General features: G+C 62.2%; 17 protein-coding genes. 14 read left to right on the top strand and 3 right to left on the bottom strand.

Features of this window, described 5'->3' with window-relative positions:
- The 3 genes from BLU15_RS31305 to BLU15_RS31295 all read left to right on the top strand — a co-directional run.
- Nucleotides 1–2,718: VCBS domain-containing protein (locus BLU15_RS31305; protein ID WP_143034299.1), on the top strand; the 2,718-nt coding region annotated here is incomplete at its 5' end.
- Between the two features lie 71 nt (nt 2,719–2,789).
- Nucleotides 2,790–3,155, top strand: a complete 366-nt coding sequence (locus tag BLU15_RS31300; protein WP_060607741.1) for a hypothetical protein — start codon at nt 2,790–2,792, stop codon at nt 3,153–3,155.
- A 10-nt stretch (nt 3,156–3,165) separates the two neighbouring features.
- On the top strand, nt 3,166–4,383 hold the full coding sequence (locus BLU15_RS31295) for an ABC transporter substrate-binding protein (RefSeq protein ID WP_090300774.1): 1,218 nt from the start codon (nt 3,166–3,168) through the stop codon (nt 4,381–4,383).
- 328 nt (nt 4,384–4,711) lie between these two features.
- Here the strand turns inward: BLU15_RS31295 and BLU15_RS39885 are convergent, their stop codons facing one another.
- Complete coding sequence (locus tag BLU15_RS39885; protein ID WP_210187481.1) at nt 4,712–5,170, bottom strand: hypothetical protein; 459 nt, start codon at nt 5,168–5,170, stop codon at nt 4,712–4,714.
- Between the two features lie 205 nt (nt 5,171–5,375).
- On the opposite strand from BLU15_RS39885, the gene BLU15_RS31285 reads away from it, so the two are divergent.
- The 10 genes from BLU15_RS31285 (at nt 5,376) to BLU15_RS31240 (ending at nt 19,024) form a co-directional block, all read left to right on the top strand.
- Entirely contained in the window at nt 5,376–6,425 is a 1,050-nt protein-coding gene (locus BLU15_RS31285; RefSeq protein ID WP_034798087.1) for a LacI family DNA-binding transcriptional regulator, read from the top strand.
- 2 nt (nt 6,426–6,427) lie between these two features.
- Nucleotides 6,428–7,393: an ABC transporter permease gene (locus tag BLU15_RS31280; protein WP_090300772.1), complete on the top strand. Its 966-nt coding sequence runs from the start codon at nt 6,428–6,430 to the stop codon at nt 7,391–7,393.
- A complete protein-coding gene (locus BLU15_RS31275; protein WP_034798191.1) occupies nt 7,393–8,295 on the top strand; it encodes a carbohydrate ABC transporter permease in 903 nt (300 codons plus the stop codon). The genes BLU15_RS31280 and BLU15_RS31275 overlap by 1 nt, the downstream gene beginning before the upstream one ends.
- Nucleotides 8,296–8,344: 49 nt before the next feature.
- On the top strand, nt 8,345–9,766 hold the full coding sequence (locus BLU15_RS31270; RefSeq protein WP_090300770.1) for an extracellular solute-binding protein: 1,422 nt from the start codon (nt 8,345–8,347) through the stop codon (nt 9,764–9,766).
- Nucleotides 9,756–10,961, top strand: coding sequence for an ADP-ribosylglycohydrolase family protein (locus tag BLU15_RS31265; RefSeq protein WP_090300768.1), 1,206 nt, complete (start codon nt 9,756–9,758; stop codon nt 10,959–10,961). Before BLU15_RS31270 ends, BLU15_RS31265 begins: the two co-directional genes overlap by 11 nt.
- A 16-nt stretch (nt 10,962–10,977) precedes the next feature.
- Nucleotides 10,978–13,077: an ADP-ribosylglycohydrolase family protein gene (locus BLU15_RS31260; RefSeq protein WP_090300766.1), complete on the top strand. Its 2,100-nt coding sequence runs from the start codon at nt 10,978–10,980 to the stop codon at nt 13,075–13,077.
- A 30-nt stretch (nt 13,078–13,107) separates the two neighbouring features.
- The gene (locus tag BLU15_RS31255; protein WP_090300764.1) at nt 13,108–14,157 is read left to right on the top strand and encodes an ABC transporter ATP-binding protein; all 1,050 of its coding nucleotides are present in this window, start codon (nt 13,108–13,110) and stop codon (nt 14,155–14,157) included.
- The gene (locus BLU15_RS31250) at nt 14,154–15,371 is read left to right on the top strand and encodes a CaiB/BaiF CoA transferase family protein (RefSeq protein WP_090300762.1); all 1,218 of its coding nucleotides are present in this window, start codon (nt 14,154–14,156) and stop codon (nt 15,369–15,371) included. Before BLU15_RS31255 ends, BLU15_RS31250 begins: the two co-directional genes overlap by 4 nt.
- A complete protein-coding gene (locus BLU15_RS31245; protein WP_060530522.1) occupies nt 15,368–16,219 on the top strand; it encodes an HpcH/HpaI aldolase/citrate lyase family protein in 852 nt (283 codons plus the stop codon). The genes BLU15_RS31250 and BLU15_RS31245 overlap by 4 nt, the downstream gene beginning before the upstream one ends.
- A gap of 234 nt (nt 16,220–16,453) precedes the next feature.
- Nucleotides 16,454–19,024, top strand: coding sequence for an SH3 domain-containing protein (locus BLU15_RS31240; protein WP_090300782.1), 2,571 nt, complete (start codon nt 16,454–16,456; stop codon nt 19,022–19,024).
- 198 nt (nt 19,025–19,222) lie between these two features.
- Here the strand turns inward: BLU15_RS31240 and BLU15_RS31235 are convergent, their stop codons facing one another.
- Nucleotides 19,223–20,413 (bottom strand): peptidoglycan L,D-endopeptidase MepK, encoded by a 1,191-nt coding sequence (locus BLU15_RS31235; RefSeq protein WP_060530521.1) that lies wholly within the window; start codon nt 20,411–20,413, stop codon nt 19,223–19,225.
- Nucleotides 20,414–20,822: 409 nt separating this feature from the next.
- Here BLU15_RS31235 and BLU15_RS31230 point away from each other — a divergent pair, with 409 nt between their 5' ends.
- Nucleotides 20,823–21,155, top strand: a complete 333-nt coding sequence (locus BLU15_RS31230) for a hypothetical protein (RefSeq protein WP_034798100.1) — start codon at nt 20,823–20,825, stop codon at nt 21,153–21,155.
- 110 nt (nt 21,156–21,265) lie between these two features.
- Here BLU15_RS31230 and BLU15_RS40685 read toward each other — a convergent pair whose 3' ends face one another.
- The gene (locus BLU15_RS40685) at nt 21,266–21,388 is read right to left on the bottom strand and encodes a hypothetical protein (RefSeq protein WP_255382254.1); all 123 of its coding nucleotides are present in this window, start codon (nt 21,386–21,388) and stop codon (nt 21,266–21,268) included.
- Nucleotides 21,389–21,522: the final 134 nt, after the last annotated feature.

The following is a 21,522-nucleotide window of genomic DNA, read 5'->3' as shown; positions in this document are numbered from 1 at the left end:
GTCACGGAGATCACCGACAAGGCGACGGGTGAGAACACGGTCACACACACGCAGGGCGGTGCGGTTGGCTTTAGCGATGTCGATACGCTCGACACGCACAGCGCCAGCTTCAAGGCGAACGGCAACGGCTATCTCGGCACCTTCGCGCTCGACCCGCTGAACCAGGCAACCGATCAGGTCGGCTGGAGCTTCAAGGTTGCCGACAGCGTGCTCGACTCGCTGCAGGCTGGCCAAAAGCTGACGCAGACCTATGACGTCACCGTCGATGACGGCCACGGCGGTACGGCGACCCAGACGGTGACGATCACGATCACCGGCACCAACGATGCCCCGGTCATCACCTCGGACGCCCAAGGCGGTGTGGTAACGGAGATCGCCGACAAGGCGACGGGCGAGAACACGGCCACGCACACGCAGGGCGGCACGATCGGCTTTTCCGACGTCGATACGCTGGATACCCACAGCGCCAGTTTCACGGCGCAGGGCGGTGGCTATCTCGGCACTTTCTCGCTCGGCTCGCTGAACCAGTCGACCGACTCGGTTGGCTGGAGCTTCCAGGTGGCCGACAACGTGCTGGATTCGCTGAATGCTGGTGAGACGCTGACGCAGAAGTACGATGTGACGATCGATGACGGCCATGGCGGCACGGCGGTACAGACGGTAACGATCACGATCACTGGCACTGATGATGGCGTGAGCGTCAACGGGCTGTCGTCCAGCGCCGAAGAGACGGTTTACGAGAAAAATCTCTCGGATGGTTCTTCGCCGAATGTGGCTGCACTTACGCAGACCGGCAGCTTCTCCGTGACGACGCCGGACGGACTCGCCGGCCTGAAGATTAATGGTACTTCGGTCGTGACGGGGGGCGCCTACGCCGTAGGAACCACGGTGGACACGGCACTTGGACTTCTGACGATCACCGGCTACACGCCAACGACGGTCAACGGTACGGTGACGGGCGCAACCTTCACCTACAGCTATCTGCTGCAGGACAACAGCTTGGCGCATACTGCGGCTGGAGCCGATAGCGGGGTCTTCGATAACTTCGTCGTCGCCGTGACAGATGAAGATGGTTCGACGAGCAATGCCACGCTCAACATCCGGATCGTCGACGATGTCCCGACCGTCCAATCCATCAGCAGCGCCTACATGGGCAACGGTACCGGTGCGCTGGAAGGTGTCATCAATGCGACGCCAGGCGCCGACGGCATCAAAGTTTACAAGATCGACAGCGTGGTCGGGCTGCCTACTGGCTGGACCACAACGGGAACGGGCACCGGGCAGGTGCTCGTGAAGGACAACTTCGGTACCGACATCTATCGCCTGACAACGAACGCGGACGGGACCTATCAACTGGAACAGTTGAAGGAACGTCCTGGAACGCAGGTAACCATTGATGCGGCGAACGATTTCCCCAATAGCCCAACGAAGACCTACGATTTCGGCTTCGCCAAGTTTACAGCACTTGCATCCTCCTCGGGGCAAGTGACCTTCAATGCCAACACGGCGTCAGGCGGTGGAAACGAGTTCGGGATCGGCAATCCGGCCTTCTCTACTGGGGAGAAGTTCAAGATTGAATTCGATAAGGATGTATCGTCGGTTACCTTGCGTTTCGGGACGGTTAAAGATCCAGGATCGATTGAGTTCACGGTAAGGGATGGCAATTCCACGCCATACACCTTTTCCAAGACTGTCGTCGCGGGGCAGACGAGTGTTACAATTCTTCCGAGCGATGTCGGATTCAAGTTCGATTACATCGAAGTTCTTGGCAAGAACGGCATCAATGTCTCCTTCACGACGGTAGGTTACACCGAAACCGTCGCCGCTTCGGATTTGACGCTGACTTTTGGCGTTACCGGAGAAGACAGGGATGGCGATTTGTCGAATTCCTCGACGCTCACCTTCGTGTCCGACGGATCCACAACCACGGCAAATGAAATCAGCGGCAGTGCGGGGCATGATGTCATCCATGGCGGAGCTGGCGACGACACGCTCAACGGAGGTGACGGCAACGACATCATCTATGCGAGCGCGGGCGACGACGACATAAATGGCGGAGCAGGCGTGGACCTGCTCAACTTTTCAGATGCGACCGGTCCCGTCACGTTTACGCTGGTACAGAGCAGTTGGGAGGATGATGTAGATCTTTCCAGCGTCGGCCTGGGAGAGGAAGACTACAGGAATATAGAAGGTGTCATTGGCTCCGACTTCAATGACAAGCTTTACGGTAGCAGTTATGGCGACATTCTGGCCGGGGGCGAGGGCAACGATACGCTTTCGGGCAATGGCGGAGCCGACAAGCTCTACGGCGATGCCGGCAATGATACACTGGTTGGCGGTTCCGGCAACGACACGCTGTATGGCGGGACGGGCGTCGACAAGCTGACTGGTGGCTCAGGCGACGACACCTTCGTTCTCGATGCGAAAGACCTGCAACTCGACATCGCCGACGTCATCACCGACTACGACGGCGACGACGACTCTGTCGACTTGTCGGCTTTGCTCGGTAACCTGCCTTCGGGAACGACGCTTGATGGCGACTATCTCCAGGTGGTTCAGGATGGGCAGAACGCCAACCTGCAAGTGGACACCGAAGGTAACGCCGGTAGTGGTGGCTGGCATACGGTTGCCGTGTTGGAGAACTTCAATGTCTCGACGGAAGTGGTGAAGGTGCTGTTCAACGAAAACGGGACGAAAACATCGCAGGACGTGCACTAACGCCGGGTTGATCTCGACAGTTCAGCGGTTCTCGGCAATCATCCGGGAACCGCATATTGAGGGGAACTTTCATGAACAGAAGCATGCTGGCGGGGGTGATGCTCGCACTGATGCCCATATCCAGTTTCGCGGCCGACCTTATCGGCGACTATGCGCCGGCGGCCCGGCAATGCACCGAGATCAGCCAGTCCGCGCTGACGGTCGATCAGGACGTGGCGACGCTGACCAAGGAAGTCGTGGCGCGCATGGACGAGGCGATTGCCGTTGCCGACGATCCGCGCTGGATCGCTTCGACGCGGCCGGCCTTCGTCTGGGCGTCCGAGACCAAGGTCGCCTGCGGCAAGGCCTATGGTTACCTGCAATCGAGCTGGCGTGACGAGGACTACATTGCCAAGTGCGATTGCTTCTACGCCAAAATGCGGCACTTCATGAATTGAGACAGCCGGTATGATCGACATGCCCCACGTTGTGGTTTCCCCGGCACGGCGCGTGTCGTCGTGCCGACAATGGCTGGCACTCGGCGTGCTCGCGCTTGGCGTTCTCGCCGGTTGTCAGGGCGCTCCCACCGCCCCTGAGGTGCTCGACGTCGAATCGCCGCAGGCAAGGCATGCCCGGCGCGCATCCGAGCATGCGGTGAAGTCGCAGGAGGCCTTCGGAACCGGCGCAACGCGTGTCGGGCTTATCACTGCACTGATGGCGCCGTCGGGCGAAACGGTGCGCGAACGCGACATCCGCGACGGGGCGTCGCTCGCCGTGGACGAGGTGGGTGGTGGCCAGCTTTCGCTTTTGGTCGAAAATACCGACGGTTCGCCGCAGCAAGTCCAGGACGCCGCCAAGCGTCTCGCGGGCCAGAACGCGGCGTTGATTGCGCTGTCGGTTGCGGACGTGCCTGTCAGCACCGTCCGCCAGGGACTTGGCTCTGCCCGCGCGCCACTTCTCGCGTTGCGCGGCAACGGCGCCGAGCGGCCGGCCGGCACCTTCGCCTTCGTTTCTGACCGCATCGATAGCGCTGTCGAGGGCGCTTCCTATGCTTTTGCCTCCGGCCGCAAGCGGCTGATCGTGCTTTTGCCCAGCGATGTCTCTGCCGCCGAACGGCAAAGGCTGGATCGCGGTCTTGCGGGCTATGGCATCAAGCCGGCGCTTGTCGCCGTGACCGGCATCACGACATTTTCCGGTGACGCGGCCGCCAAGGCAAAGCTAAAGGATATTGATGCGGTTCTCCTCATCGGATCGGAAGGGGGGGAGGTCGGTTCTCTGTCGCAACTCAAGGCCAACGGCTATCTGAAACCGAATGCAATGGTCGTCGGAACTTCCGGTTGGACGAATGCCGCCTACAAGCGACCCGAATTTTCCGGAAGCCACCTCTGTCTCTTCGGCCCGGAAAACGGCTCGCGGATGACGTCGCGCTTCCTCGATCGCTACGAGCGTGCGGCAAGTGCGGACGCGGCTTATGGGTTCGACGTCATCGCCCTTGCGGCTGGTCTCGTGCGGTCCCAGGGGGAAGGCGCCATCAATCATGAAAGCATCCGCGCGCCAAACGGTTTCGTCGGTGCGGCGGCCACCTTCCGGTTCACAAAGGACGGCTCGGTAGAGCGAACCTGCGCCATCTACCAGGTGACCGCCGGCAGCGTGAAGCTTCTGGATCCCGCGCCCCGCTCGTTCTGACCGAAGCGTTGTTGACCAAAAACCGATGCGGCGAGCGATCGCGCTGCATTCGGTGTAGAGAAGCGGGCGAGGGCACGGCAGCTAAGCTCACGTTATCCGCAAGCTCGCGCCGCGAAGCCGGAGGCCAAGGCGGGAGGCGACACGCTTCGACGACGCGTTGTCTCGATCGGTACTGTAAAACAAGGTGCGAGAGCGAAGCGTCGGCAGCCGCGACCAACCAGCCGTCGCAGCAGCGCCGAAACCGCGTCCTCGAAACGCCTTGGCGGTCACAAGCCCGAGTCCGGCGCCGGAATCGGTGAGCCGCGCCGCACATGCCAGGGAGGCGACTTCACCGTCGACAATGGCAGCGCACCAGGGCGACCAGAAGTCGGCAACGCCGTGGAAACCAAGATCGAACCAGGACTCCGGAATCCCATCCGTCGCCTTCTTCGGAGTCGTTGCCAACGAGCCGCGCATCGCCTTGGTGAGGAGTGTCGTGCTGCAACTCAAAGACAAGGCCGAAATCGTATTCGGCAGGCCCATCATCACCAAGCAGCGACAGATAGCGCTCAAGGTTCACAGGCGTGCTGGGATGAACGAAGGGCGGTTCGATTGCGGCAAGTCCTTCCAGCTCCGCGACCAGACCGCCCGGCAGGTCCGCGCGTGCTTCGCACAGGTTTCCCTCCGCGCATCCGGCGAGCCAGAAGCGCGGGCCCGGTGCCTGATCCGGATCGGCGCGTGTTCGAAACAATGTGTGGAAGTCTGTTTTCAGCCAATGCCTTGCTGGTATCATGAGGCGATCGCTCAATAATATCCCCGCATCCGTCGAGTACGTTCCTGGCGTGAGGGGGCAAGATGCCCACGGCGAGATCGGTCGCGCGCAATCGGCGACAAAGGAGCCTTGCGTTAAGGCGGGATTTTCATGTCTTGCCAATGCGTGAACTCTCGTGGTAACGTTCCCACGAGCTTGAGGCCTGTCACCTTTGATGATGGCTTCCGGCCCGGGAGGAAACATGAAGAACGGACCCCGGCAACGGGCCACCATTATCGACGTCGCGGAGCGGGCAGGGGTCTCGAAGAGCACGGTTGCACGTGTTCTGGCGGGTTCTGCCAGCATTTCCGACGAAGCCCGCGACCGCGTGCTGAAGGCCGTTGCAGCCACCGGCTACGAGCGCAATCATCTGGCCGTCGGCATGCGTTCGGGGCGCAGCGGCATGCTCGGCCTGGTCATTCCCGATATCACCAACCCCTTCTGGGCCGAAGTCGCCCGCGGCGCCCAGGATCGCGCCGCCAAGGACGACATTTCGCTTCTCGTCTTCTCGTCGGACTGGGATGCCGGCACGGAGGCGACGCATCTTCGCGCCCTGCGGCGCGCCCGTGTCGATGGCGCGATCATCAATCCGGTCGCCGACAATTTCGATGATCTCGATCGCTTCGGCTTACCCTTCGTTTTCATCGGATCGAGCGCCGAGCGTTTTCCGGATACCTTGAGCGTCGGATCGGATATCGCCCAGGCTGTCCGTCTCGGCATGGATATCCTCGTTGAGCGCGGACACCCGGCGCCGGCCCTGATGCTCGGCCCGCGGTCGCGTCTTGCGCGCGCCCGGTTCCTGCGCGCCGTGCACGAGCATTGCATCGCGCGCGACATCGACCCCGACATCTTGCTGGTGGAGGAATCCGACTACACGGTCGAGGGTGGCCGAAAGGCCATGGGGCGTTTGCTCGCCGGGCCGTGGAGAGGCAGTCGCGCCGTCTTCGTCGCCAACGACCTGATGGCACTCGGTGCCATGATCGCCGTGCGCGAGGCGGGGCTCCGGTGCCCGGAGGATATTTCCATTCTTGGCTTCGATGGCATTCCGGCGGGTGCTTTCTCCTGGCCCGGTCTGACGACGATCGAAAAACCTGGCCGGCAGATCGGCATTCGCGCGGTCGAATGCCTGCTCGATCAGATTGCCGGCCGCCCGGAGCACGGCCGGATATTTCTGCCGTGCCGACTGGTCGAGCGCGGTTCGCTTGCCGATGTCTCGGCCTCGGTAGCTGTGCGCACGGCGGCAGGGAGGTAACAATGAGCGTAAGCAACGATCTTGTAGCGGATGCAGCCATGCCTAGAAGTGGGAACGTTCCCACCGTCCATCGGCGAAGCGTCACGAAAAACGTGCGGCAATGGTGGCCCTACTACCTGATGATGGCGCCTGGGCTGATCTTCTTCGTGATCTTTCACTATTTTCCGATCTGGGAAGCCAAGATCGCCTTCGAGCAGTTGCGCATCATCCCGCCGAACATCTGGGTCGGGATCAAGCATTTCCAGACGCTCTTATCCTCGCCGATCTTCTGGCAGGTGCTGATAAACACGCTGATCATCTCGACGATGAAGATCGTCTTCGTCTTCCCGGTCCCGATTATCGTTGCGCTGCTGCTCAACGAGATCCGGGGCGGCGCTTTCCGCAAGTTCATCCAGTCGGCGATCTACCTGCCGCATTTCCTTTCCTGGGTGGTCATCGCCGGCGTGTTCATCGCGGTGCTTTCGCCGAGCGACGGCGCGGTCAACGACATCATCGGTTTCTTCGGATTGCAGCCGGTCTCCTTCATGACCGACACGGGCTCGATCCGCTGGGTGCTGGTCTTCTCCGAGATCTGGCGATCGGCCGGCTGGGACAGCCTGCTTTACCTGGCCGCCATCATCGCCATCGACCAGGAACTCTATGATGCGGCCGAGATCGACGGAGCCAATCGCTGGCAGAAGATCCGCTACATCACCATTCCCGGCATCGTGCCGACGATCGCGACGCTGTTCATCCTCAACGCCGGCATGTTCCTGAACGCCGACCTCAACCAGGTGATCAACTTCTCCAACGACGTTGTGCGCAGCAAGATCGATATCATCGACACCTATGTCTACCGCATCGGCCTGCAGACCGGCGAGTATTCGCTGGCAACGGCCGCCGGCCTCTTCAAGGCGGTTCTCGGCATGCTGATGATCGTCGCCGCCCACCTTCTTTCCAAACGTCTTACCGGCAAGGGGGTATGGTGATGGCCGCCCATAACGTTCGCAGAACGCCGCTCGAGCGGCTCGAATATGCGATCATCGTCTCGACGCTGATGTTCCTCGTCGTACTGACGGTTCAGCCGCTGCTCAACCTGCTCGCCATCTCCTTTTCGGATCCGGGCAAGGTTGCCGGCATGAGCGGCCTGACGGTGGTCCCCAACGGGTTCTCGACCGACGTCTGGAGCCTCCTGGTCAACAACCCGGCCGTCCAGCGCGGCCTCCTGAACTCGATCTTCATCACGCTGGTCAGCACCGTCCTTGGTGTCGTGCTGACGGCGCTGATGGCCTGGGCACTTTCCCGCCCGGGTTTGCCGGGGCGGCGCGCGATTTTCGTCTTCGTGCTGGTGACGATCGTCTTTGAGCCCGGCATCATTCCCGATTATTTCATCAACAAGCGCCTCGGCCTTCTCGACAGCTACTGGTCTCTGATCCTCTTCAAGGTTGTGAACGCCTGGTATCTGATCATTCTCGTCCGCTTCTTCGAGGAAGTGCCGAAGGAACTGATCGAGGCCTCGGAGCTCGACGGCGCCAACCCTTTCCAGATCTTCTGGTACGTGGCGCTACCACTCGCCAAGTCCGCGCTTGCGACCATCGCTCTCTTCTACTTCGTCTTCCACTGGAACGAGTTCTTCCGGGCGATGATCTATCTCAACGACCAGTCAAAATGGCCGCTGCAGGTGGTGCTGCGCCAGTTCGTGGTCGAGGGCGACAAGCTCGCCATGGTCGGGGTCGTCGACAGCAACAACTACACCGGTGCGAGCCAGATCAACATTCGCGCGCTGAAGGCAGGCATGATCCTGCTCACGATCGCGCCGATCCTCGCAATCTACCCACTCATTCTGAAGTTCTTCACCAAAGGCACCATGAGCGGTGCGCTGAAGGGCTGACGATGCAGAACCGAACCATAAAAGCCATAGCATATTGGGAGGAACAAACATGCTTGGAAAACTGATCCTTGGCGCAACCACCGCCATGGCATTGATGGCGAGCGTCGCCATGCCCGCCTTCGCCGATCCGGTGACGATCCGCGTCGTCTCGAAGGATCTCACGACGAGCAATCCTGACGACGTGAAGCTGATGAAGGCCTATGAGGAGGCGCTGAAGGCCAAGGGCACCGACATCCATATCCAGGTCGTCGACCTGCCGTCCTCTGGCTATGCCGACAAGCTCAGCGCCATGCTTCTGTCCGGTGATATCCCCGATCTCATCTATTTCCAGGGCGGCGACGCCAAGATGGCCGAACAGGGCGTGCTGGAGGACTGGAACACCTGGCTGCCGAAGACGACCTATCTCAAGGACGCGCTCTTCCCGCACAATGTCGAGCGGCTGAAGAACTATCCCTACCTGCTCTATGTCTACCCGCCGCGCATACCGCAGCCGGTGATCCGCGCGGATTGGCTCGAGAAAGCGGGCGTCGAAGCACCGAAGACTACGGACGACTACGTCACCCTCTTCAAGGCGATCAAGGACGGCGATTTCGACGGCAACGGCAAGGCCGACAGCTACGGCGTTACCACCGCCGACAACACTCAGGAGCTCGACGCCGTCTTCAATCAGGCGTTTGGCGTCACCGGAACCTGGCTGAAGAACGATGCTGGCGAGTGGATCCATGCCCGCGTTTCGGCCGCGGAAAAGGCAAAGATCGCTTTCTACGCAACGCTTCGCGAGCAGGGTCTCTATGATCCGGAATTCATCACCACCAAGTGGGACGTGAAGGAAGACAAGTTCTATTCCGGCCGTGCCGGGGTGATCTTCGGTTCCTCCGCAGAGGTCATCGACATCTATGGCGGCAAGATGCGCCAGGCCCATCCCGGCGCGACCCTCAGCCTGCTTTCGCCGCCGAAGGGTCCGGGCGGCCAGGGCCTGATGGCGCTGGACGTCTCCAAGGAAGCGCGCGGTCTCGCGATCGCAACGACCTCGGAGCACAAGGAGGAGGTGGTCAAGTTGCTCGACTTCATCGCCAGCCCCGAGGGCCAGGCGATTGAACGGCTCGGCTTTGAGGGCGAGCAGTACACAAAGGACGGCGAAACCATCAAGCCGACCGACAAGCTCGCTACCTGGTATGCCCGCTTCCTCGTTGCCGCCAACTGGCAGCCGCCGGTTCAGTGGCTGAGCGATGCCGCGCAGCAATCGCTGAAGACGATCTCCGCCGACTTCAAGCCGGACAACGCCTTCGTCTGGCCTGCGGAATACGCCACCGACATCGACGCCACGGAGAACGTCTACCGGGCCTGGGTTTACAAGTTCGTCTCCGGCGAAGCCAAGATGGACCAGTGGGACCAGTTCGTTTCCGAGTGGAACGCTGCCGGCGGCGAGAAAATGACCGAATATGCAAGGACGGTTCTCAATGACAAATGATGCTCAAGGGCTCTCCCTTAAGGGACGGGTTCGGGCGCTTCTCTTTGGCGTCGCCTACGGCGACGCCATCGGGGCGCCGGTCGAAAAGCTCTCCGCTGCGGAAATCCGCCAGCGCTATGGCCGGGTGACATCGCTCGACACAGAGTGGCACCGCATGAAGCAGAGTGAGGCGGCCCGCAACGGCCGTGTCCGCGGCAGCGGCATCGTCACCGACGACACGCTGATGACGCTCTGCGTGATGTCGATCTACGACGACGTGACGCGCCATCTCGATGCCTGGGATATGGCCTCGGGCATGGTGCGGGAAATTGCCTGGACGCCGCGCTGGGTGCCGGAGCTGCAGCGCGAGACGATGCTGATCGAGCGGCTGTTCTATCCTGAGAAGTGGATCTTCCAGCGCCATCAACTTTCCGGCTGCGACCCGCGCCAGGGCGGCGTCGGCAACATGGTGAACTGTGGCGCGGCGATGTACATCGCGCCGATCGGCGTCGCCAACGCCTGTGATCCGAAGGCAGCCTATGATGAGGCGATCGCCTTTGCCTCCGGCCACCAGCAGAGCTTCGGCCTGGAAGCTGCCGGCGTACTCGCCGCCGCGGTCGCCGCCGCTTTCGTGCCGGGCACCACCCTCGACACCGTCATCAAAGAAACGCTGGCCGTTGCCAAGGACGGAACGCGTGATGCGATCGCCGATATCGTCGAGGCTGCGGGCTCATTGAAGGGCGCGGATCATGCGACAGTCGTCGCCGAATTCCACCGCATCATCGCGCGCTATTCTCCAATGGGCGACGACGTGCAGCACACGCCGCAGAAGGCCGGCATTGCGACCGACGCCTACCAGCCGTCGCGTCTGCACGCGATCGAGGAACTGCCGCTGGCGCTCGGCTTTGCGGTCGTCAATGACGGTGATTTCTACAAGTCGATCATCGACGGCATCAACTCCGGCCGCGATACGGACTCGATCGGCGTCATGGCCGGCGCAATCCTCGGCGCCATGAAGGGCGAGAGCATCATCGACCGGGCGATGGTCTCCCAGCTCGACCGTGTCAACAAGCTCGATCTCTACCGATCGGCCGATGCTTTTACCGCAACCGTGACCGCAATCCGGGCGGCCGACCACAAACGCGAAATGGCGCGGGCCACGGCGCGCGCAGGCCTCTTTGCCGCTCCCGAGCTCACCCAGGTTTCCAGTCTCTAGAATTCGAAAGTATCCGATGCTCAGCACCACAGAAATCTTCGAGCGTATCTATTCCGGTTTTATCGGCAAGGCGATCGGCGTGCGCTTGGGCGCACCTGTCGAACCGACGATCTGGAGCTATGAACGCGTCCGGGACACCTATGGCGAGGTGACGGAATATCTGCGCGATTTCAAGAATTTCGCTGCCGATGACGACACCAACGGTCCGGTCTATTTCATCCGGGCGCTGCGCGACTACGGTCTCGGCGCCACCGCCGAAGAGGTCGGCAAGACCTGGCTGAACTATGCGGCCGAGGAACACGGCATGTATTGGTGGGGCGGCTTCGGCAATTCGACCGAGCATACCGCCTACCAGAACCTGCGCGCTGGCATTCCGGCGCCGCAATCCGGCTCGATCGCCCAGAACGGCACGACGGTTGCCGAGCAGATCGGCGGGCAGATTTTCATCGACAGCTGGGGCTGGGTGCATCCGGCCGACCCGAAGAAGGCAGCCGAAGCCTCAGCCCGTGCGGCAAGTGTCGCACATGACGGCGAGGGCCTGCATGGCGCCCGCTTCTGCGCCGCGGCGATCGCTGAGGCCTTTGTCGCGAAGAACATCGAAGAGGTGATCGAGGCGGGTCTCGCGACAATCCCGGCCGACTCCCTCTATGCCAAGGTTTCGCGCGCGGTACTTCGCTTCCACGACAGCAACCGGAACGACTGGCGTGCCTGCCGCGACATGTTGACGGCGGATTGGGGCTATGACCGCTATCCCGGCGTCTGCCACATCATTCCGAATGCCGGCGTCTTGATCATGAGCCTGATCTACGGTCAGGGCGATCTGCCGCGCACCGTCGAGATCGCCACCATGGCCGGCTGGGACACGGACTGCAACGCCGGCAATGCCGGTGCGATCGTCGGCACGCTGCAAAAGGTGCAGCCGGGCTGGGACAAGTACCGCAAGCCGATCAACGATTTCGTCGTCGCTTCCGGCGTAACCGGTACGGTCAACGTCGTCGACATCCCCTCCTTTGCCCGTGAACTGACGGTGCTGGCGCTCCGCCTGCAGGGACGGGAGGCTCCGGCGCTCTGGGTCGAGGATTTCGAGCGCCGCGGCGTTCGCTTCGATTTCGACGCACCCGGCGCCACCCATGGCTTCCGCACCGAGCCGTTCAACCAGATCGCCGTCAAGGCATCGGCGGAGCGTCATACGGATAACGCCAAGGGATCGCTGGAAGTCCTGCTCGACCGTCTCGAGCGCGGGCATGGTGGACGCATTTTCTGGAAGCCCTTCTATCGCCGCTCCGACTTCGACGACGAGCGCTACCGCCCGATGTTCACGCCGCTTGCCGATGACGGCCAGAGGGTGTCGTTCAAGCTCTGGCTCGACCCTTGGAACGGTGACGGCAACCTGCGTGTGGCGCCCTATGTTCGCCGCGCAATGACAGGCGCCATCCAGGAAACAGGCGCCTGGCACGTGCCGTCTGCGAGCGGCTGGCAGGACTACGCGTTCACCATCCCCGACGGCAACGGCGAGGCGGTCGACGAGATCGGCATCCTGGTCGAATATTTCGGACGCCTGAAATTTCTCGGCCGGCTGTTCCTTGCGGACTTCTCCGTATCCGGCAAGGGGCGCGCCATCATCGACCCGTCGAAGGAAGCGCATGAATGGGGCGGCATCACCCGCTTCACCTGGAACCGCGGCCATTGGAGCCTGCAGCAAGGCCGCATCCATGCCCATACCGCAACCGACGCGGACGCCTGGACGGGCAACGCCTATCTCCGCGACGTCAGTGTCAAGGCCGAGCTTCAGCCGCACTCGGGTGCCTCGCACCTGGTGGTGGCCCGGGCTCAGGGCACGAGCCGCTTTTATGCCGCCGGTTTCGAGAACGGCGAAGCCGTGATCCTTCTTGAAGACCACGGCACGAAGATCCTCGCGCGCAGCCCGTTCCGTATCGAATACGGCCGGAGCTACGCGGTCGATCTCACTGTCGAAGGTGGCAAGCTGACGCTTTCCGTCGATGGCGAGCGGCTGCTTCAGGCGGACGATGCGACGCTGCGCTACGGCATGGCTGGCCTTCGCATGGCGTCTGCCGGGCGCATGTCGATCGGCCGGCTTGAGGTCGCCGAGCGCTAACTGCGCGAGGCGGAAAGAAAGGGAGGAAACATGTCCGAGATAGAGCTTAGAAGCGTCGGCAAGAGCTATGGCAGTGTCGCCGTGCTCAACGACATCTCGCTGGAAATGGGCGACGGCGAATTCGTCGTGCTCGTCGGCCCTTCGGGCTGCGGCAAGTCTACGCTGTTGCGCATGATCGCCGGGCTGGAGGATATTTCAGCTGGCGAGATCACCATCGGTGGCAAGGTCGTCAACGATATGCCGGCCAAGGAGCGCGACATCGCCATGGTCTTCCAGTCCTATGCGCTCTATCCGCACATGAAGGTCGCGGAAAACATGAGCTTCGCCTTGAAGCTCGCCGGTGCGCCGAAGGCGGAGATCGAAAAGCGCGTTACCCAGGCGGCCGAAATCCTCGGCCTCGAAAAGCTGCTCGACCGCCTGCCGCGGGAACTTTCCGGGGGCCAGCGCCAGCGTGTCGCCATGGGTCGCGCCATCGTGCGCGACCCGCGTGCCTTCCTCTTCGACGAACCTCTGTCGAACCTCGATGCCAAGCTGCGCGTGAAGATGCGCAGCGAAATCAAGAAGCTGCATCAACGGCTTCGCCGCACGATGGTCTACGTCACCCACGACCAGACCGAGGCCATGACCATGGCCGACAAGATCGTGGTGATGAACGGCGGAAAGATCGAGCAGGCGGGCGCACCGCTCGATCTTTACAACGATCCTGCCAATCTCTTCGTCGCCGGCTTCATCGGCTCGCCGGAGATCAACCTGATCGAGGCAGTCACAGAGGGAGCGACGGCCTTGACCCGGGGCGGCGTATCCCTGCCGCTCGGGCGACAGGCGCAGGCTGGCAAGCGGGTCGTCTGCGGCATCCGCCCGCAGCACATCACGCTCGGAACAACGGGCGTGCCGGGGCGCATCAGCCTCGTCGAGCCGACCGGCGAGGACCAGGAAATCGTCGTCGACGTGGGCGGCCAGGATATCTCGGTCGTCGTCCACGGCGGCAAGCTGCTTTCGGCCGGGCAGGATGTGACGCTGACGATCGATGCCGACAAGGTTCTGCTCTTCGACAAGGACACCGGGGAGCGCCTTCGATGAGTGGATTTGCGAAGCGACAGTTCGATCCCGACGCCAAGGGACCGCTGGTCGGCACGAGGGTTCTCGATCTTTCCCGGCTCGTTGCCGGCAACATGTTGTCGCTGCAGCTGGCCGATGCCGGCGCCGATGTCATCAAGATCGAGCCGCCGGCGGGCGATCCGCTCAGAGACTGGAAGGATGATGGCCACTCGCTCTATTGGAAGACCTATAGCCGCAACAAGCGCTCCGTCGTTCTGAACCTCAGGCAAGAGGCGGCGATGACGGCGCTCTGGGCACTGATCGATACGGCCGATGTCTTCATCGAGAATTTCCGGCCGGGAACGCTGGAGCGCATGGGGCTTTCGCCGGAAACGCTGCACGCCCGCAATCCCAACCTGATCATCGTGCGCATTTCCGGTTTCGGCCAGACGGGGCCTTACGCGCAGTTCCCGGGCTTTGGCACCATCATCGAAGGCATGAGCGGTTTTGCCTACAGAACCGGCTTTCCCGATCGCGAGCCCGTGCTGCCGCCGCTTGCGCTTGCCGACATGATCGCCGGTGTCTATGGCAGCTCGGCCACCGTGACAGCGTTGCTTGCGCGCGATCGCGGCTACGCAAAAGGACAGGTCATCGACCTGTCGCTGCTGGAACCGATGTTCTCGGTGCTCGGGCCAGAAGCGGCGATCTATCAGACGACCGGCAAGATCAAGGAGCGCGTGGGCAGCGCCTCCAATACGGCCGCCCCGCGCAATGTCTACCGCTGCCGCGACGGAAAGTACGTGGCGCTGTCGGGATCGACGCCGCAGGTCGCACGGAGGATCTTCGAGATCATCGGCCGTGCCGACATGAACCAGGACCCGCGCTTTGCCACCAATTCTGAACGCGTCAAAAATCGCGATCTGGTCGACGAGGCCGTTGGCGGCTGGTTTGCCCGGCACGACCATGACGAGGCGCTGAAGATCATGCGTGACGCCGGCGCGACGGTCGGGCCGATCTACAACATCGCAGATGCCGCGTCGGACCCGCATTTCGCCGAGCGCGAAATCATCGTCGATGTGGAGGATGACGAGTTCGGCAGCCTGCCGATGCACAACATCGTGCCGCGGCTTTCCCAGACGCCGGGCGTCTGGCGGCGGCCGGCACCAGCGCTTGGGGAACACACGGCGGAAGTTCTGACTGAGGCGGGACTGGATCGCGGCGCGATCGAGACGATACTCGAGGGTAGGGCCGCATGAGGCTTCGCTCCCTACTCTACGTCCCGGCCTCGTCCGCAAAATTCATCGCCAAGGCGCACGAACGCGGAGCGGATGCGATCATCCTCGACCTGGAAGATTCAGTCGCCCCGGATCAGAAACAGGCCGCAAGGGATGGGTTGAAGGACGCCGTGGCGCAGGTGGCACGCGGTGGTGCGACCGTCTTTGTGCGCATCAATTCGGCGCCGGATCTGCGGATGGCGGATGCAGAGGCCGCCTGCCGTGCCGGCGCGTTCGGTCTCTATGTCGCGAAAACCCGGTCGCCCCAGGAGCTAGAGGATATTGCAGCGCATCTCGCACCAGTTGAGCGGCAGATCGGCAGGCCGCCGGTCGCCTTCGTGCCACTCCTCGAAGATGCCGGGGCAGTTCTCGATGCGCGCGCGATTGCCCGCGTCAGCCGCGTGGTCGGCCTTGCCGCTGGCGGCGAAGACATCGCGACCAGCATGGGCGCAGAACCGCTGCCAGACGTATTGCGACTTCCGAAACTGATGGTCCACCTTGCCGCCAAGGCGGAAGGCAAGCTGTCCTTCGGCATGCTTTTGACGGTTGCGGACTATAAGCGACTGGATGCCTTGAAGGCAGCCGCTCGTGAGGCGAAGGCCCACGGGTTCGATGGCGCGAGCTGTGTCCACCCGTCCGTGGTCCCGGTGCTGAATGCGTCTTACTCCCCGAGCCCAGAACGGATCGCCTGGGCAAAGTCCGTGATCGACGCAGCGAAGACGGCGCAGGCAGACGGCCGTGGCGCCTTCGTGCTGAACGGCACCATGGTGGATGCGCCGATCATCGAGCGCGCGCATGATGTTCTCGAGCAGGCAGGCGACCTCGGCTGACGCTCAGCGCAGCTTGGCGGAAGAGTCCTCACGATCGCGAGGCGCGCAGGCGCGCGCCAGGATTTCGTGCTGCGCAGTTGCACCTATCACCGAATGTGCAATGATCCTGAAATTGAACGACTTTAACCGGCTGCGAACGCGGGCGACTTTGTCGTGGCGGTCCGTTTCTTTCAGTAGCACTCCAGCATGCAGGGACTTCGAACAGCTTATACACCCCAGGAAGGGAATGTGATCATGCGTAGACTTCTTGCGTACCTGACGATCGCTTCGTTCTTCTCAACTTCAGCCTTTGCAGATCCCGCCATCCTGACTGCAAATGTGAACTTCAGGGTGGGCCCGGGAACCGGATTTGACGCCATGCGCGTGATCCCCCAGGGCGAGGAAGTCGACATCAAGGAATGCGACGCAGAAGCCTCCTGGTGTGCCGTGAGTTATGCCGGGGCAAATGGCTTTGTTGCCGGCAAGTATCTCAACCAGTCCGATGCCACCGCGCCGGCCTGGCCAAGGATGTTCAACACCGAAAAAGGCGCGACGATCACGCTCTTCCAGCCGCAGATCACGTCCTGGAAGGATTTCAAGGAGCTCGAAGCCCTTGTCGCGACCGAGCTCAAACCGTCCGCCGACGCCAAGCCGATCTATGGGATCATCGGGCTTTCGGCCAAGACTGTGGCCGACGAGGCGACGGAGAATGTTACGCTGATGGATGTTCGCACCACGCAGCTCGATTTCTCCGCACTGGACCGACAGCAGCTCGCTGACCTCGCGCTCGACATCGGCAAGCTTGTCCCGACCGATCCGATCGTCGTGTCGCAGCAACGCCTGGCGGCAAGCCTTGCGGACTTCCAGCGCCTCGCCGATATCCCCGATATCAAGGCCGATCCGCCGCCGATCTTTGTCAGTGAGACGCCGGCCATCCTGGTGCAGACGGACGGCAAGCCGGTGACGGCTCCGGTCAAGGGCGTTGAGGGCCTCTCCTTCGTGGTCAATACGAATTGGGACCTCTTCAAGGTGGATCAGGCGGCAGACTACTATCTGCGGAGCGAAAAGAACTGGCTGACAACAAAGACCTTGGAGAGCGGTTGGGTTGAAGCGGCATCGGTGCCGGATGTCTTTTCCAAGCTACCGGAAATCGACAACTGGAAAGGGGTAAAGGCCTCTCTTCCGCCCACGCCCTTCAGCGATAACCAGGTTCCGAAAGTTTTCTATTCGGAGAAGCCGGCGGAGCTTCTGATCTTTGAAGGAAAACCGGCCCTCGAACCGATCGCGGGCACCGGGCTGGATTGGATTTCCAATACGAGCAGTTCGGTGTTTTTCCATCGGGCCAGCAAGACGTGGTACACACTTGTTTCCGGACGGTGGTTTTCTTCAACGTCACTCGAAGGTCCCTGGACCTTTGCCACGCCGGACCTGCCCGATGATTTCGTAAACCTGCCCGACGACGCCTCCTACTCGGCTGTGCGTGCGTCGATCCCCGGCACGTCCGAAAGCGCAATGGCGCGTCTGCGGGCGAGCATTCCGAAGCTCGCGCGGGTTTCGACGGATGGATCGCTGAAGGTGGACGTCCACTACAATGGCGAGCCGAAGTTCGAGCCGATCGAAGGCACGTCCATGTTCTATGCCGTCAATGCCAACGAGCAGGTCATCAAGGTCGCGGACAAGTATTTCGTCTTGAAGGACGGCATCTGGTTCGTCGGCGACACGCCAACCGGGCCCTTCGCCGTTGCGCGCGCCGTTGCCGATGAGATCTACACGATCCCATCGTCGTCTCCGGTCTATAACGCGACCTATGTCCGCATCTACGACACGGAGCCGGATGCCATCTGGTACGGCTATACGCTCGGCTATCTCTATACCTACCTTGCCTGGGATACAGTCGTCTGGGGCTCGGGATGGTATTATCCGCCCTATTGGGACTATTACGACGACGATTGGCCCTATTATCCGCCGCCGATCAGCTACGGGTTCGGCGCCTCGTACAACCCGGCCTATGGCACTTTCGGGCGCTATGGCTACGCCTATGGCCCGGAAAGGGGCCTGGTCTTCGGCGCAGCCTATAACCCCGTCACGGGGACACGGTTCCGCGGCGGCGCGGTGGCGGGTCCCGGTGGCGAGCGCGGTTTCATTTCTGCCTACAATCCACGCACGGGAAATGCGATGGTCGCGCGGGGCGGGCAGAGTGTTTACGGCTCCTGGGGCAGTGTAGCCGTCAAGCACGGCGGAGAGTTCGCACGCATCAGCGGCGGATCGACCGGGAGTGCCGGCGGCCTGCGCTGGCGCAACTCGGAAGGCGACAAGGGCTTTATCGCCGGCAGCAAGGGCGGTGACGTTTATGCCGGCCGCGATGGCAGCGTCTATCGCCGTCAGGACGGCCAATGGCAGAAGCATACGCCGGATGGCTGGCAACCGGTTCAGAGGCCGGACGGGGAGAACCTGCGCAAGGCCGCCCAAGGCGCGGCATCCAACCGGCCCCAAGCCACGCAGCGTATCCAGAACCGTGCCGAAACGAGACCCGCACCGCGCCGCAACCAGCAGGTTCGCCAACGGGCGCCGGATCATCTGTCCTTCGACCGTGCCGGACGGCAATTCGGCAACCAGAACGAACTGAGCCGCAATTATGGGCGGCTTTACCAAGAGTCCGGCCGGAACTTCCAGAGCTTTGACCGTGGTCGCGGCGGCTACAGCGGCGGCGGCTTCCAGGGTGGCAACCGCGGCGGCTTCCACGGAGGTGGTGGTCGCGGCGGTGGAGCTGCTTTCCGCGGCGGCGGTGGCGGACGTGGTGGTGGTGGCGGCGGCCGCGGTCGCTGAGAAAACCGGGCCGCTCGGGCGAGCTTTCCCGAGCGGCCGCGTTACAAGGCGTGGCAAAAGGTGTGCGGGGTCGCCGCTCCTTCGGCCGAAAAGCTTGGCGTGATCATCGGGCCGTCTGCCGCTGTGACGCCGGCCTTGGTGGCACGCCGGACCGGCCGGTCGAACCTTAAGCCGAGATGCTGACAGGTGCTTGCCGCATCAACCGTCCGACCAGAAGCGCTCCTTGTTGAAGCTTTTGTTTTCCTTACCGGCCTGGGACGCCCGCTTTAGAACGCGCGGTGTATCGTCGGCGCTTGCCACCGAGAGCTCCAGGTTCGCCGGAAGTGCCAGACGCTCAAGCTCCTTGGCCGGCGCAAGCGCCCACTTGAAGAGTGCGGCGTCGCGAATTGTCCACTCGGCATTTGTAGGCGACGGGCCGGTGAGGCTGCTTTCGCCTGCAGCTGGATGGCGCATCATGCCCACGCCAAGCGCAACCTTGAACGACGAGGAGGGAATGAAAGCCGAGACGTTTGTGGGTAGCGCCCGCTCGGGCGTGGGGACGGGCGTCACGGTCGCGGCGGTAGCCGTGGCGCGCAGCGTCGGCAGCGGCACGGCGATCGCCGCAAGGTCGAAGAACGGCGACTTTTCGGCTGCTTCCTTCCGCATGGTCTGAAGCTCGAGGGCTTCTTCACCGCGGCTCTTGCGCGTGGGAAGCATCGCGGTCAACAGCGTGTTGCCGGCCGGTTCTCCGCCCTTCAGTTTGGCTGGGCCGGCGCTGTTTGCAGCGACGATCGAGGTGGCCTTGACCCGTCGCTTGTAGTCGGCCATCGCCTGGTCATACCCCGGCAAAGCCCCGCCGCTTGCCGGAAGGTGGAGTGTCTGCCCCTTGGGGAAGATACGCGCGAGTTCCTGGCGCGACATGCGCGGCCACGCCCGTACGTTTCCGACGTCGAGATGTACGAAGGGAGATCCTGACGTCGGGTAGTATCCCACGCCGCCGACCTGCATCTGCATGGCGACTTCCCGCAGCCGGGTGAGCTTCACGCCCGGAATATAGAAGTCCATCGCCTTTCCCAGCATGTGCTGGCTGTTCTTGGCGACCCCGGTGCTGCGGGAGCGGCCGCGCAGCATGCTGTTGGTGGCGGGCGAGCGGTAAGCCGAGACGACGTTGATATAGTCCTTCCCACCGGCGCGCTGATAGACCTCCCAGACAAGATCGAGAAGACGCGGGTCCATACGGGCGGGCTCGTTCCTGCGCCAGTCGCGCAGGAAACGGTTGATCTGCGCGAGCCCCTTCTGGTCGTATTTGCCGTCCCGCTTGAAGGTGATCGTCGCGCGTTCACCGGTGTGCGTGAAGAACAGCTTCAGCGACCGGACTTCTGCCGACGACGCCGTGCTGGTGAAAGCCATGGCGGATGCTGCAAGGGCGGTGATTGCGGCCGCTCGAGCGGCCCACCGGGCGATACGCTTCACGCCTCTGACGATGGCACGCGAGGCAGGCTCTGGATACGCAGTTACAGGATACTCAGACACAGCGGCTTCCGATTCAATCGAGGTACAATCCACCGGCGGCAATGACCGGCGGCTCGGCTCTTCGACGGAGATTATGGTCAACAAAGGATTAAGAAGCGGTTGATGCCATCGGACGTGCTTCCCCGGTGATGAATTTCCGCGATGTGCATGGATTTCAGGGCCTCGGCTTTCCCTTGCCAGATCGGTCCCGTGGAGGTGTTGGCTCTTGTTTTCCTCAATCTATACATTAGTTACCATGAATGGATTGGTCGGTTGCACCGCGGTACTTGCATAGCCAAGGTGTCCCATGAAAAGCACGAAAGACGTCATCGCCGAACTGACCCGCGCCGCGCGCGACGTTCACATGCTGACGGAGGGCGAAAAGCTCCGTCTTGTCTCCCGGGCCTATGTCGCGATCAAGGAAGGTTGGGAGCTGCTCGGGCAGCCCAATCGCCTCAGCGAGTCTGCCGAAACGATGGACATCATCCGCGCCGGCGGCATGCCGGTATATCTCTATGACGATGAGATGCGGGCAATCCTCCAGGAGGCCGTCAAGGTCATCAGGCAGATCGAAGCGGCGATGGAAGCGAAGAACACCCCGGCACCCACATCCGGCGAAGATGGCAACCAAGGGTCGTGAATGGGCCCGAAGCAGTTCGGACAATGTTGTCCGCCGTCAATCCGCGCGGCGACGTTTTGACTGGCTGGATCGACCAGATCGCCACGTCGGGGATCTGATCCGTTGGCGCGCTACATCGCAATTCGATCGGACGTCAGGATCAGAATGATCGCCGGGCCAGCCAGGAAGGCGGCGAGGAAAAGTGCCGACAGGATCGAGCGTATGAGGAAGCGCAGCAGGGGGCCGCGGGTCATCGAGCGGCCCTATGCTCATGGCGCGAACTAACAGTTTTCAATCCCGACCCGGGAGGGCACTCCACTTGTGACGTCGTCATGCTCCCTGCCTTTCCGGTTCGTTGAAGGCCGCGCCTATCACTGCTGATACGAGC

Source organism: Ensifer sp. YR511 (assembly GCF_900103045.1).
GTDB classification, from domain to species: Bacteria; Pseudomonadota; Alphaproteobacteria; order Rhizobiales; family Rhizobiaceae; genus Ensifer; species Ensifer adhaerens.
Note: the sequence above shows the minus strand (reverse complement) of the source record. Positions and strands in the feature narration are given on the sequence as shown.

Excerpts from the sequence above, each read along its gene's own strand:
- BLU15_RS31285 (WP_034798087.1), top strand. The coding sequence starts at position 5,376 with ATGAAGAACGGACCCCGGCAACGGGCCACCATTATCGACGTCGCGGAG.
- BLU15_RS31275 (WP_034798191.1), top strand. The coding sequence starts at position 7,393 with ATGGCCGCCCATAACGTTCGCAGAACGCCGCTCGAGCGGCTCGAATAT.
- BLU15_RS40685 (WP_255382254.1), bottom strand. The coding sequence starts at position 21,388 with ATGACCCGCGGCCCCCTGCTGCGCTTCCTCATACGCTCGATCCTGTCG.
- BLU15_RS31260 (WP_090300766.1), top strand. The coding sequence starts at position 10,978 with ATGCTCAGCACCACAGAAATCTTCGAGCGTATCTATTCCGGTTTTATC.
- BLU15_RS31240 (WP_090300782.1), top strand. The coding sequence starts at position 16,454 with ATGCGTAGACTTCTTGCGTACCTGACGATCGCTTCGTTCTTCTCAACT.
- BLU15_RS31255 (WP_090300764.1), top strand. The coding sequence starts at position 13,108 with ATGTCCGAGATAGAGCTTAGAAGCGTCGGCAAGAGCTATGGCAGTGTC.
- BLU15_RS31295 (WP_090300774.1), top strand. The coding sequence starts at position 3,166 with ATGATCGACATGCCCCACGTTGTGGTTTCCCCGGCACGGCGCGTGTCG.
- BLU15_RS31230 (WP_034798100.1), top strand. The coding sequence starts at position 20,823 with ATGAAAAGCACGAAAGACGTCATCGCCGAACTGACCCGCGCCGCGCGC.
- BLU15_RS31300 (WP_060607741.1), top strand. The coding sequence starts at position 2,790 with ATGAACAGAAGCATGCTGGCGGGGGTGATGCTCGCACTGATGCCCATA.
- BLU15_RS31270 (WP_090300770.1), top strand. The coding sequence starts at position 8,345 with ATGCTTGGAAAACTGATCCTTGGCGCAACCACCGCCATGGCATTGATG.
- BLU15_RS31235 (WP_060530521.1), bottom strand. The coding sequence starts at position 20,413 with ATGGCTTTCACCAGCACGGCGTCGTCGGCAGAAGTCCGGTCGCTGAAG.
- BLU15_RS31250 (WP_090300762.1), top strand. The coding sequence starts at position 14,154 with ATGAGTGGATTTGCGAAGCGACAGTTCGATCCCGACGCCAAGGGACCG.
- BLU15_RS31280 (WP_090300772.1), top strand. The coding sequence starts at position 6,428 with ATGAGCGTAAGCAACGATCTTGTAGCGGATGCAGCCATGCCTAGAAGT.
- BLU15_RS31245 (WP_060530522.1), top strand. The coding sequence starts at position 15,368 with ATGAGGCTTCGCTCCCTACTCTACGTCCCGGCCTCGTCCGCAAAATTC.
- BLU15_RS31265 (WP_090300768.1), top strand. The coding sequence starts at position 9,756 with ATGACAAATGATGCTCAAGGGCTCTCCCTTAAGGGACGGGTTCGGGCG.